Source organism: Burkholderia alba (assembly GCF_034721475.1).
Classification (GTDB): Bacteria; Pseudomonadota; Gammaproteobacteria; order Burkholderiales; family Burkholderiaceae; genus Burkholderia; species Burkholderia alba.
On the sequence record NZ_JAWJWL010000003.1, the window covers coordinates 46,971 to 59,513 of the forward strand.

10 protein-coding genes are annotated in these 12,543 nt (G+C 67.0%); 5 read left to right on the top strand and 5 right to left on the bottom strand.

Annotated features, from left to right (window positions below; translation table 11 throughout):
- Window positions 1-2 precede the first annotated feature (2 nt).
- Window positions 3-1,910 carry a polysaccharide biosynthesis protein gene (locus tag RZR99_RS03570; protein ID WP_323118370.1) on the top strand — a complete coding sequence of 636 codons (1,908 nt, stop codon included), beginning with the start codon at window positions 3-5 and terminating at the stop codon, window positions 1,908-1,910.
- 47 nt (window positions 1,911-1,957) lie between these two features.
- On the opposite strand, the gene RZR99_RS03575 is transcribed toward RZR99_RS03570, so the two are convergent.
- The 5 genes from RZR99_RS03575 to RZR99_RS03595 are packed head-to-tail and all read right to left on the bottom strand — an operon-like array spanning window position 1,958 to window position 7,467.
- Window positions 1,958-3,070, bottom strand: a complete 1,113-nt coding sequence (locus RZR99_RS03575) for an MraY family glycosyltransferase (RefSeq protein WP_323118371.1) — start codon at window positions 3,068-3,070, stop codon at window positions 1,958-1,960.
- Between the two features lie 27 nt (window positions 3,071-3,097).
- Complete coding sequence (gene galE / locus RZR99_RS03580; protein ID WP_323118372.1) at window positions 3,098-4,120, bottom strand: UDP-glucose 4-epimerase GalE; 1,023 nt, start codon at window positions 4,118-4,120, stop codon at window positions 3,098-3,100.
- A gap of 14 nt (window positions 4,121-4,134) precedes the next feature.
- Window positions 4,135-5,271: a glycosyltransferase family 4 protein gene (locus RZR99_RS03585; protein ID WP_323118373.1), complete on the bottom strand. Its 1,137-nt coding sequence runs from the start codon at window positions 5,269-5,271 to the stop codon at window positions 4,135-4,137.
- Between the two features lie 34 nt (window positions 5,272-5,305).
- A complete protein-coding gene (locus RZR99_RS03590; RefSeq protein WP_323118374.1) occupies window positions 5,306-6,127 on the bottom strand; it encodes a glycosyltransferase in 822 nt (273 codons plus the stop codon).
- On the bottom strand, window positions 6,124-7,467 hold the full coding sequence (locus tag RZR99_RS03595; RefSeq protein ID WP_323118375.1) for a lipopolysaccharide biosynthesis protein: 1,344 nt from the start codon (window positions 7,465-7,467) through the stop codon (window positions 6,124-6,126). The genes RZR99_RS03590 and RZR99_RS03595 overlap by 4 nt, the downstream gene beginning before the upstream one ends.
- A gap of 156 nt (window positions 7,468-7,623) precedes the next feature.
- Between RZR99_RS03595 and RZR99_RS03600 the strand changes: the two genes are divergently transcribed.
- The 4 genes from RZR99_RS03600 (at window position 7,624) to waaA (ending at window position 12,517) form a co-directional block, all read left to right on the top strand.
- A complete protein-coding gene (locus RZR99_RS03600) occupies window positions 7,624-9,042 on the top strand; it encodes a phosphomannomutase/phosphoglucomutase (RefSeq protein WP_323118376.1) in 1,419 nt (472 codons plus the stop codon).
- 183 nt (window positions 9,043-9,225) lie between these two features.
- The gene (waaC, locus tag RZR99_RS03605; RefSeq protein ID WP_323118377.1) at window positions 9,226-10,221 is read left to right on the top strand and encodes a lipopolysaccharide heptosyltransferase I; all 996 of its coding nucleotides are present in this window, start codon (window positions 9,226-9,228) and stop codon (window positions 10,219-10,221) included.
- Window positions 10,222-10,236: 15 nt separating this feature from the next.
- On the top strand, window positions 10,237-11,121 hold the full coding sequence (locus RZR99_RS03610) for a Kdo hydroxylase family protein (protein ID WP_323118378.1): 885 nt from the start codon (window positions 10,237-10,239) through the stop codon (window positions 11,119-11,121).
- Between the two features lie 37 nt (window positions 11,122-11,158).
- Window positions 11,159-12,517: a lipid IV(A) 3-deoxy-D-manno-octulosonic acid transferase gene (gene waaA, locus RZR99_RS03615; protein WP_323118379.1), complete on the top strand. Its 1,359-nt coding sequence runs from the start codon at window positions 11,159-11,161 to the stop codon at window positions 12,515-12,517.
- Window positions 12,518-12,543: the final 26 nt, after the last annotated feature.

The following is a 12,543-nucleotide window of genomic DNA, read 5'->3' on the forward strand; positions in this document are numbered from 1 at the left end:
GTATGACGCCGATGTTCAGACCCCCAGCGTCATGGCTGTCCTTCTGTGCTTTCCTGTTCGATCTACTGGCAGTCGCGGTAGTGTGGCTGGTCGCGTACCTGGTCAGATTCAATGGCGGCATCCCCCCGGAATTTCTTGAAGGCGGGATTGCTGCGCTCGTCTGGGTGCTACCCGTCTATGCATTGATGTTTCGGGTCTTCGGTCTTTATCGCGGGCTGTGGGTGTTCGCCAGCCTGCCCGATTTGCTGCGTATTTCGAAAGCCGTGATTTGCGGCGGCCTTGTCGTCATGGTGGGTGCAGTGATGTTGCGCCCCACGCCGATCATTCCTCGCTCCGTTCTGCTGCTGTCGCCACTTTTGCTTTTTCTTGCGATGGGCGGCGCGCGCGCACTCTACCGCGCCACGAAAGAATTCTATTTGTACGGGGGGCTCGTCGGACAGGGCAAACCGGTACTGGTGCTGGGAGCGGGCACGGCCGGCGCAAGCCTTGCGAGGGAGTTGTCGCGCTCCGGTGAATGGCGGCTCGCGGGTTTGCTCGACGACGATCCCATGAAACAGGGGCGCGAAGTCTACGGCTACAAGGTGCTGGGGCCGATTAGCGATTTGGCCCGGTGGGCCGAGGCGACGAAAGCGGAACACGTCATTATCGCGATTCCTTCGGCGACCGTCGAAGCGCAGCGTCGAGTCGCCACATTCTGCGTGCGTGCTGGTGTTCGCGCGATGGTGCTGCCGTCGCTCACCGCGCTGATGCCAGGGCAGGGCTTCCTATCTCAGGTCCGCCAGATTGATCTCGAAGATCTGCTCGGGCGTGATGCCGTGTCGATCGATACGCCTCACGTCGAGGCGTTGTTGCGCGACCGGGTGGTCATGGTGACCGGTGCGGGCGGCTCGATCGGTTCCGAGCTGTGCCGCCAAATTCTTCGCTTTGAACCTGCGCAACTGATCGCGTTCGATCTGTCAGAGTATGCAATGTATCGCCTGACGGAGGAATTGCGTGAACGTTTCCCCGAGCAATACATCGTTCCCATCATCGGTGATGCGAAGGATTCGCTGCTGCTCGACCAGGTCATGTCGCGCTACGCGCCGCATATCGTATTCCATGCCGCTGCGTACAAGCATGTGCCGCTGATGGAAGAGCTTAATGCATGGCAGGCGCTGCGCAACAACGTGCTCGGAACCTATCGCGTCGCGCGTGCGGCGATCCGCCACGACGTCCGCCATTTCGTGCTGATTTCGACCGACAAGGCGGTTAACCCGACCAATGTGATGGGTGCGAGCAAACGCCTCGCCGAAATGGCGTGCCAGGCGTTACAGCAAACCAGTGACCACACCCAGTTCGAAACGGTGCGCTTCGGGAATGTCCTGGGCAGCGCCGGCAGCGTGATCCCGAAGTTCCAGCAACAGATCGCTAAAGGCGGCCCTGTAACGGTCACGCATCCGGAAATCACGCGCTTTTTCATGACGATCCCCGAAGCCTCGCAGTTGGTGCTGCAAGCATCGAGCATGGGGCAGGGCGGCGAAATCTTCATCCTGGACATGGGCGAACCCGTCAAGATCGTCGATCTCGCGCGCGACTTGATTCGCCTGTACGGTTTGTCCGAGGATCAGATCCGTATCGAATTCAGCGGTCTGCGTCCAGGCGAAAAATTATATGAAGAATTGCTGGCGGATGACGAGACGACCACGCGCACCCCGCATCCGAAATTGCGTACTGCGCGTGCGCGCGAAGTAGCGGACAACTTGCTGGATGAACTGCTGCCTTGGCTGATGCAGCATCGGGTACTGAGCGATGACGAAGTCCGCCGTGATTTGCGGCGCTGGGTGCCCGAATACCAGCCGGCGGTCAGTCCGACGCTACAGACGGTGCAATACAGCAAAAGCCGCGATAGCCGGACTCGTGGTGGCACGTGAACCTGGATGGCCAAGACTGGAGAACAGGCGATCCGAAGCGTCTGTTCTCATGACTGGTTTGTTTTTTGCCGCTTCCTCACCACCAACCAGCGCGGCACCTTGAACCTCACGATGCTCATATAAAGCCACACATAAGTGACGGCGAACACGATCACGAACGCGAACAGGTGCACCGTGTGCCGCCAGAACAGCGTCGCCGGAATCACCGCCACGAGGCACAGCAGCCACAGATACGGCGACGTCAGCGAATTGCGCCGCGTCAGCTCGTGCGCCACGCGGGTGCCGACCGCCCAGCGCATCAGCCGCTTGTAGACCAGCATATGCAGGTGAACGCCGTCCGGAATGCCCGGCGAGATGCCGCGCACGAACTTCTTCCGGTAGATCGAGAAACAGGTCTCGAAGATCGGATACATGAAGAGCAGCACCGGGTACCATGCCGACACCTCGCGATGCCGCATCACGAGCAGGATCGCCAGTTCGGCCAGCATGAAGCCGATGAAATACGCGCCGCCGTCGCCGAGAAAGATCAGTCCCGCCGGGAAATTCCAGATGAAGAAGCCCATGATCGCGCCCATCATCACCAGCGACGCGGACAGCACGATCGCATCTCCCACCTTGAACGCCACATAAGCGAGCGACGCGAACATCATGAACGCCACCATCGACGCCAGACCGTTGAAGCCGTCGATGATGTTGATCGCGTTGGCAAGCGCGGCCACGGCGAGAACGGTCACCACGGCTGAGATCGCCGTGTAGGCCAGCAGGAAATCGAGCGGCGGCACGCTGATCCGGGTCACCGCGACACCCAGCACCCCGAAGGCGAGCGCCGCGGCACCCATCGTGCAGATCAGCCGCGCGCGCGGCGATACGCGTTTGGTCAGATCCTCGATCAGCCCGGACGCAAACGCCGGCAGGCCGCAGGCGGCCAGCCCCAGGATGCTGCCGGCGATGACGGGGTACTGACGGGAAATCAGCAGCGACGAGACGATCACCCCGGCCAGAATCCCGATGCCGCCGACGCGCGGCACCGGATGCGTGTGAAATTTCTGCACGCCCGCGAGATCGCTGTCCGTCGAGAATTTCTCGTGCAGATGGGCGTAACGCACGATGAAGAGCGTGACGAGCAGGGAGACGATGAAGCCGGAGGCGAAACTCAGCATGGGACTGCCCGGGGAAAGGTCAGCGGATTATACAAAACCCTGCGGGTTCTTTTCCTGCCATCTCCAGTGGTCGGCGCACATCTGCTCGATGCCGAACTGCGCGCGCCAGCCGATGATTTCCGCGGCGGCGGCGGGGTTCGCATAGCATTCGGCGACGTCGCCGGGGCGCCGCGCGACGAGTTCGTACGGCACCGGCCGTCCCGACGCCTGCTCGAACGCGCGCACGACGTCGAGCACGCTGTAGCCGTGGCCGGTGCCGAGGTTGACGACGAAGCTCGCGTCGCGCGTCGCCAGCGCATCGAGCGCGGCGAGATGGCCGCGCGCGAGGTCGACCACGTGAATGTAATCGCGCACGCCCGTGCCGTCGGGGGTCGGATAGTCGCTGCCGAACACGCGCAGCTTGTCGAGCTTGCCGACCGCCACCTGCGCCACATACGGCATCAGATTGTTCGGGATGCCGGCGGGGTCCTCGCCGATCAGGCCGCTCGCGTGCGCGCCGACCGGATTGAAGTAGCGCAGCGTCGCGACCCGCCAGGCCGGGTCGGCCCGTTCGACGTCGCGCAGGATCTGCTCGGCGATCAGCTTGGTCTGGCCGTACGGATTGGTGGCCGATAGCGGAAAGGTCTCGTCGATCGGCGAGCGCCCGGGCACGCCGTAGACGGTCGCCGACGAACTGAACACGATGTTCCGGACCTTGCGTTCGCGCATCACCTTCAGCAGCGCGAGCAGGCTGTCCACGTTGTTACGGTAGTACTCGATCGGTTTCGCGACCGATTCGCCGACCGCCTTCAGCGCCGCGAAATGGATCGCCGCCGTGATCGGATGCGCATCGAAGACGCGGCCGAGCGCGGCTTCGTCGCAGACGTCGATCGGATGGAACGCGGGGGTTTTGCCGGTGATCGCGGCGATCCGCGCGAGCGCTTCGCGCTTGCTGTTGACCAGGTTGTCCGCGATCACGACGTCATAGCCGTGTTCGAGCAGCTCGACAGCGGTATGGGAGCCGATGTAACCCGCGCCGCCCGTGACGAGAATCGTGCCTTTGGTGCTCATGCCGATGTACTCCCTCAGAATGTGATGCCCGTCTGGGCGTGAATGGTGTGCTGATAGCGCTCGACAACCCGCGCCTCGTCGAATTCGTCGGCAACCTTGCGCCGGCCGCGCTCGCCCATCGCGCGGCGGGCATCGTCGCCTAGGTCGAGCATCCGCGCCATCTGCGCGGCAAGGCTCGCACTGTCGCGCGCCGCGCAGAGCAGGCCGGTTTCGCCGTCGGCGACCACGTCGCGGCAGCCCGGCACGTCCGTGGCGACGATCGGGCGGCCCATCGCCGACGCTTCCATCAGCGTGCGCGGCACGCCTTCGCGGTACGACGGCAGTACGACGCAGTCCGCCGCCGCGATATGCGGCCGCACGTCGTGCGCCTCGCCCAGGTAGTCGATCACGCCTTCATGCGCCCACGCATCGATGTCCCGCATCGAAATGGCGCTCGGATTGTCGACGCCGGCCGGCCCGAGCAGCTGGAAGCGCGCATGCGGATAGCGGCCGCGCAGCGCGCGTGCCGCATCGACATACTCCCGCACGCCCTTGTCCCACAACAAGCGGCCGATCAGCACGAAGACGAAGGTGTCGCGCGCGGGCAGCGGCGTGAAGGCGAACTGCTCGAGATCGACGCCTTCGCCGTGCAGCAGGCGCGCGCGTTCGGGGTGCGCGAGCAGGCGTTCCTGCTCGAACGTCGCCAGATCGTCGCGGTTCAGGAACCAGACCTCGCGGGGGAAGCGGAACGCGAACCGGTAGAGCCGCTTCGCGACCTGCGCGGCGCGGCTCTTCTGGATGAACACGTAGCCGAGCCCCGTCGTCACGGCGATCGACGGCGTGCGTGCGAGCCACGCGGCGATCGAGCCGTAGATGTTCGGCTTGATGGTGTAGTGAAACACCAGATGCGGTTTCAGCGCACGGTAATGCCGGTATAGCGCCGCGAGCGTGCGCAGGTCTTCCCACGGACTCGTGCCTTTCGACGCGACGGGCAATGCCAGGTAGCGGCAGCCCATCTCGATCAGCGGCTCGACGGTGCGGTCGCGCGGCGCGAGCACGATCACGTCCGCGCCCCGGGCGACGAGCATCCGGATCAGTCCGTGGCGGTAGGTGTGGATCGCCCAGGCCGTGTTGCAGACCAGGACGATGCGCAGCGGGGAAGCATCGCTCATGAAAATTCGAAAATAAATAGCGGGCGGCGGCGCGTCATGCTGGTTTGCGCGACGCGAACAGGGTGCGCTTCAGCCATTGCAGCGTGCGGTACGGCGTGACGAAATGCAGCAAATTCTTGGCGAGACCGGCCCAGTCGTAGGGGTTGAGCGCATTGAAATGCCGCAGCAGCAGCGCCAGCGTCGACGCGACCTGCCGGCGCCGCTTTGTCGCGCTGATCCCGCCCTCGTTCAGCTCGTAGTACAGCCCCAGCTCGGGCAAATTCGCGCAATCGTAGCGTTCCATTAAGCGCAAAAAAAGATCGAGATCCTCGGCCGCGCGGTATCGGGCGCGGTAGTTGCCGGCCGCCCGAACCGCGTCGATCCGCAGCATCATCGAGGGATGCACGAACGGCGAGCGGAAGAACCGCGTGCGCCGCAGCGTCGCGGGATCGGCGGGCGGGGTCAGCATGAACAGCGGCCGGCCGTCGCGCGTCACTACCTGGGTCCACATGCCGAGCCCGGCGACCCGCGGGTGCGCGTCGAGGTACGCGCGCTGCTTCGCGAGCCGGCCGGGCGCGGCGAGATCGCCCGCGTCGATCCGGGCCGCATAGCGGAAGCCGCGCGCGGCCAGCGCATCGATGCCGGCCGCGAGCGCGCGCTCGATGCCGACGTTGTGCGGCATCCGCAGCACGTCGACCGCGAGGCCCGGCAGGTCCGGCGCGACGATCGGCGGCGTGCTGCCGTCGTCGACGATCAGCACGCGGACCGGTGCGTCCTCGCGAAACGACGCGAGCGTGCGTAGCACGTCGTCGTGCCCGTTGTACGCGGGCATCAGCACGGCGACGTCGTCGAGCGAGGAAATGGGGGAGGACGTCATGGGCGCAGCTTGAAGCGGATGTAGTAGAAATTGACCGAAGCGGCGGCCAGATAGCCGGCCGCGAGACCGACCAGTGCGCCGTACAGGCCGAGTCGTGGAATCGCGATCAGGTTGACGACGGCGGCGATCGCGAGCGCGAGCAGCCATTTCGTCAGCAAAACGAATTTCGCCTGATATTTGAGAACGATAAGATTACCAATGGCTTCGATGCCGGCGGGTACGGAAAGCCACACTGCCCAGCGAAAGATGCTGACCGACGCCTCGTAGCCCGGCCCGAACACCTTGCCGATGATGAGCCCGGCGAGCAGGTCGAGCACCAGCGCGCCGGCCACCATCAGCGCGGCCGTCATGCCGATCAGGCGCCAGACGTTGCGGCGCAGCCGGGCGACGTCCTGCACCCGATAGATGAACGCGGGCGCGATGGTCTGGGCCAGCATCAGCGCGAGCGTGATCCAGTTCTCGTTCAACTGCTGCGCGGCCGCGTAGCGGCCGAGTTCGGCGAACGACACGTGGCGTTCGAGCATCAGCCGGTCGAGTTTCAGGAACAGGTACATGCAGATCAGGCCAAGCCAGAACACCGTGCCGGCGGTCGCGAAATGCCGGAACAGCGGCCGCTCGACGGTCCAGCCGAGCGTGCCGCCGTGGCGGTGGCGGTAATACAGCAGCAGCGCGGCGGCGATCGCGGCGGCTTCGAGCGCCCACAGCCAGCCGAAGCGCGCCGGGCCGGCGGCGGCCCGCACCAGCAGCCAGACCAGCGCGGCCTTGGCGAGCGCGGCGGCCATGCTCGCCAGCAGCTGCGGCTTGCTGTAGGTCATGCTCTGCAGCCACGCGTTGACCACGCCGACGAACGGTTCGCGCAGTACCATCGTCACGGCGAGCCCCGCGAGCATCGCGCCGACGAGCGGATCGAGCATGCCCGCCGCGATGCCGCCCCAGGTGAGCGCGAGCGCCGCGGCCGATACGGCGAAGCGCAGCGCGAACGCGCTGCCGAGCACGGCGCCCAGCTGGGCGGCCGGGCGCTGGACGATGGTCGGCACCAGGATTTCCGCGCCGCACACCCAGGTGAGCGGCGCGAGCACCAGCAGCAGCGTGTTCGCGTACTGCCACTTGCCGAACACGTCCGGGCCGAAGTAGCGCGCGAGCAGGCCGCTGATCGCGATCGCGACGCCGATCTGCGTGAGCCGCTCGAGGCCCAGCCAGACGAGGTTCGCGACGGCTTTCGCGACGTCCGGGTTCGCGATCCGCGTGAGCGAGAGCTTCAGCATGGGAATCGGGGTGGAAATGTACGCAAGATGACCGGGCGAGCCGCTTCCGCCCGCAACTTTGCTGCAATGAAGCATCCAGGCATTAAAATGGGCGCGATCCGCGTATCTGAAACCGGCGATTATAAGTTGGATCGGGTTCGCTCCCGGCATTGGCATGGCCCGCGCCGCCCGTCCCCGGCAATCCGCCGGGGCGGCAGGTTCGGCGCGCGGCTGGCGGGCGGCCTTTTTTTCATGCACGACACTGAGAGTGAATCGATGATTTCCCAATCCATTTTCAAGGCATACGACATTCGCGGCGTGATCGGCAAGACGCTCGACACCGACACCGCGCGCTCGATCGGCCGCGCATTCGGCAGCGAAGTGCGCGCCCAGGGCGGCGACGCCGTCGTGGTGGCCCGCGACGGGCGCCTGTCCGGCCCGGACCTCGTCGGCGCGCTGGCCGACGGATTGCGTTCGGCCGGCGTCGACGTCGTCGACGTCGGCATGGTGCCGACCCCGGTCGGTTATTTCGGCGCGAGCGTGCCGCTCGCGCTCGCGGGCGGCGAGCGCCGGATCGATTCGTGCATCGTCGTGACGGGCAGCCACAATCCGCCCGACTACAACGGCTTCAAGATGGTGCTGCGCGGCGCGGCGATCTACGGCGAGCAGATCCAGGCGCTCTATCGCCGCATCGTCGCGGGCGACTTCGCCGAGGGCGAGGGGAGCTACGAGCGCTACGATCTCGCCGACAAATACATCGAGCGCATCGTCGGCGATATCAAGCTCGCGCGGCCGCTCAAGCTCGTCGTCGACACGGGCAACGGTGTCGCGGGGCAACTCGCGCCGCGCCTTTTCAAGGCGCTCGGCTGCGAGGTGGTCGAGCTGTTCACCGAGATCGACGGCAATTTCCCGAACCACCATCCGGACCCGGCGCATCCCGAGAACCTGCAGGACGTGATCCGCGCGCTGAAGGAAACCGATGCGGAGATCGGCTTCGCGTTCGACGGCGACGGCGACCGCCTCGGCGTCGTCACGAAGGACGGCCAGATCATCTATCCGGACCGCCAACTGATGCTGTTCGCCGAGGAAGTGCTGTCGCGCAACCCGGGCGCGCAGATCATCTACGACGTCAAGTGCACGCGCAATCTCGCGCAATGGGTGCGCGACAAGGGCGGCGAGCCGCTGATGTGGAAGACCGGCCACTCGCTGGTGAAGGCGAAGCTGCGCGAGACCGGCGCGCCGCTGGCGGGCGAGATGAGCGGCCACGTGTTCTTCAAGGATCGCTGGTACGGCTTCGACGACGGCCTGTACACCGGCGCGCGCCTGCTCGAAATCCTCGCGCGCGTCGCCGATCCTAGCCGACTGCTGAACGGCCTGCCGAACTCGATCTCGACGCCCGAACTGCAGCTGAAGCTCGAGGAAGGCGAGAACGTGAAGCTGATCGACCGGCTGCTCGCGAACGCGAAGTTCGACGGCGCGGACGAGGTCGTGACGATCGACGGGCTGCGCGTCGAATATCCGGACGGTTTCGGTCTCGCGCGTTCGTCGAACACGACGCCCGTCGTCGTGCTGCGTTTCGAGGCCACCAGCGAAGCGGCGCTCGCGCGGATCCAGGACGCGTTCCGTCGCGAACTGACGGCGGCGAAGCCGGACGCGAAGCTGCCATTCTGACAGTCTGATCCGGCCCGGCCGGGCGGCGGCGCGGGGCGTTCGCGACCCTTGCGCCGGCGCAAGCCGGCGGCAAAAAGCGGCGAGGCGCGCAAGCGTCCGCCGCTTTTTGCCTGTGCGGGGGCCGCGCCGCGATAAAATCCGTCCTTTATGCCTGTGCCGGCCGTCAGCCGGCTTTTTTTCAGCGTGCAAAAAATTCTGATCGTGCGGGTGTCGTCGCTGGGCGACGTCGTGCACAACATGCCGGTGATCGCCGATATTCGCCGGCGCCATCCCGATGCGCAAATCGACTGGCTTGTCGAGGAGAGCTTCGCCGACCTGGTGCGTCTGGTCGACGGCGTGCGCAACGTACTGCCGTTCTCGCTGCGGCGCTGGCGCAAGCGGCTCGGCTCGGCGGCTACCTGGCGCGAAATCCGCGCGTTCCGGCGCCGGCTGGCCGCCGAACACTACGATCTGGTGATCGACTGCCAGGGCCTCATCAAGACCGCCTGGGTCGCGAGCTGGGCGCGGGGGCCGCTGGTCGGGCTCGGTAACCGCACCGACGGCGCAGGCTACGAATGGCCCGTGCGCTTCTTCTACAGCCGGCGCGTGCCGATCCCGCCGCGCACCCACGTGGTCGAGCGCTCGCGCCAGCTGGTTGCGGCGGCGCTCGGCGATCCGGCGCCCACGCCGGCCGATCCGGTCGAATTCGGCCTCGACACGCGCCGGGCGGCGCTCGCGCTGTCCGCGCTGGACCTGAATCTGCCGGTGCCGTACGTGGTGTTCGTCCATGCGACGTCGCGCTCGGACAAGCAGTGGCCCGACGCCGCGTGGATCGAACTGGGCCAGGCGCTCGTGCGGCGCGGCGCGTCGCTGGTGCTGCCGTGGGGCAACGATGCCGAGCGGGCGACCAGCGAACGGCTCGCGAAGGAGTTCGGCGCGGCCGCGATCGTGCCGCCGAAGCTGCCGCTGCCGGCCGTGGTCGGCCTGATCGACGGCGCGGCGGCCACGGTCGGGGTTGACACGGGTCTGGTCCACATCGCCGCGGCGCTGAAGCGTCCGAGCGTCGAACTGTACAATTTCGCCACTGCCTGGCGCACCGGCGGCTACTGGTCGCCGAACGTCGTCAATCTCGGCACGGCCGGCCAGCCGCCGTCGCTTTCCCAGGTGAAGGCGGCGCTCGCGGCGTTCGGCCTGCTGTAATCCACACAGGCGATCATGAGCGAATCCCAGATCATCGAAGTGACGTCCGCCGATTGGAGCGGACTCAATCTCTCCGTGCCGCGCGAGCAACTGCTCGCCGCGGTCGAAACCGGCAAGGTGCTGTATTTCCCGCACCTGCGCTTTCCGATCGAAGGCGGCGAGGAAGCGCTGCTCGATCCGGCGCTCGCCGACCCGAAACGCAAGAACATCAGCCTGGCGCCGAACGGCGGCGCGCTCGCGGGCGTGCTCGGCGACGGCGTCACCCAGTCGGCGGTGCGCGCGCTCGTCGCGCGCTTCCAGCAGCAGGCGGGCACGCTCGTCGACGGGCTATTCCCCGAGTATCGCGGCAAGCTGCGCGTCGCGCCCACCAGCCTGCGGCTGATGCAGGTCGAGACGCGCCAGACTTCGTGGCGCAAGGACGACAGCCGGCTGCACGTTGATGCGTTCCCGTCGCGCCCGAACTACGGCGAACGGATCCTGCGGGTCTTCACGAACGTGAACCCGGCTGCCGTGCCGCGCGTGTGGCGCGTCGGCGAGCCGTTCGAAGATGTCGCGAAGCGCTTCCTGCCCCGTATCAGGCCGCAACGGCCGGGCTCCGCATGGCTGCTCGATCTGCTGCACGTGACGAAGTCGCGGCGCAGCGCGTACGACCACCTGATGCTGAATCTGCACGACGGCATGAAGGCCGACCTCGACTACCAGCGCAACAGCCCGCAGCAGACGATGCCGTTCCCGCCCGGCTGCGTGTGGATCTGCTTCTCCGACCAGACCTCGCACGCGGTGATGTCCGGCCAGTTCATGATGGAACAGACTTTCTTCCTGCCGGTCGCCGCGATGGCGCGGCCGGATCACGCGCCGCTCGGCATCCTCGAGCGTCTGCAGGGCAGGGCGCTGGTGTGAACGCGCATCGATCGAATTACACCGGGGTGACGGTTTCATGCTGAGAGCGATCTATCGCGCACTATGGTGGCTCGTCGCGCCGCTGGCCGTGCTGCGCCTGCTGCTGCGTTCGCGCAGGGAACGCGGCTACCGCGAGCATATCGGCGAGCGCTTCGGCCGCCGGAGCGCGTCGGCTGTCGCCGCGCGGGGCCCCGACGATCTCGCGCCGCTGGTGTGGGTGCATGCGGTATCGGTCGGCGAGACGCGCGCGGCGCAGCCGCTGATCGAGGCGCTGATGCACGCCCGGCCCGACGTGAAGATCCTGCTCACGCACATGACGCCGGGCGGCCGCGCGACGGGCGAACAGATCTTCGGCGACCGGGTGCTGCGTTGCTATCTGCCGTACGACATGCCGCACCTGGTGCGCCGGTTCCTGCGCGCATGGCGGCCGACGCTCGGCCTCGTGATGGAAACCGAGGTATGGCCGACGCTGATCGACGAGTGCCGCCGCGCGGACGTGCCGCTGGTGCTGACCAACGCGCGGATGTCGGCGCGTTCGTTCCGGCGCGCCGCGAAATTCGGCGCGGCCGCGCGCGAGGTGTTCGGCGGTTTTTCTCGCGTGCTCGCACAGAGTCCGGCGGATGCGGAGCGGCTGGCGTCGCTCGGCGCGCGCAACGTAGCGGTGCTCGGCAATCTGAAATTCGACATGGCGACCCCGCCCGAATTGGCGGCACGCGGCCGCGCGTGGCGCGCCGCGATCGGCGCGCGGCCGGTATGGGTGGCGGCCAGCACGCGCGAGGGCGAGGAGGCGCTGGTGCTGGAGGCGTTCGCCGCGCTCGCGACGCCGGGCGCGCTGCTGATCCTCGTGCCGCGCCATCCGCAGCGTTTCGCCGAGGTGGCCGCGCTGGTCGAGCGCGGCGGCATGACCTGCGTGCGCCGGTCGGTGTGGGCGCCCGATGCCGCCGCGGCGGCGGCGGGACAGACGATCGCCGCGCTGCCGCGGGACGTGTCGGTGCTGCTCGGCGATTCGATGGGCGAGATGGTCGCGTATTACGCGGCATCGGATGTCGCGTTCATCGGCGGCAGCCTGTTGCCGTTGGGCGGGCAAAACCTGATCGAGGCTTGCGCGGTCGGCGTGCCGGTGCTGATCGGGCCGCACGTGTTCAACTTCACGCAGGCCACGACGGATGCGGTGGCCGCCGGCGCGGCGGTGCAGGTGCCCGATCCGGCGGGGCTCGCGCAGGCGCTCGGCGCGCTGTTCGAGGACCGCGCGCGGCGCGTGGCGATGGGCGCGGCGGCCGCCGCGTTTGCCGCGCGGCATCGCGGCGCGACGGCGCGCACGGTCGACGTGCTGGCCGCGCTGCTGCCACAGCGCGGTGCACAGGCACGCGGCGACGGCGAGTTCGAAACCGACTGATACCGCGTGGCCGGCCGGACACGGCG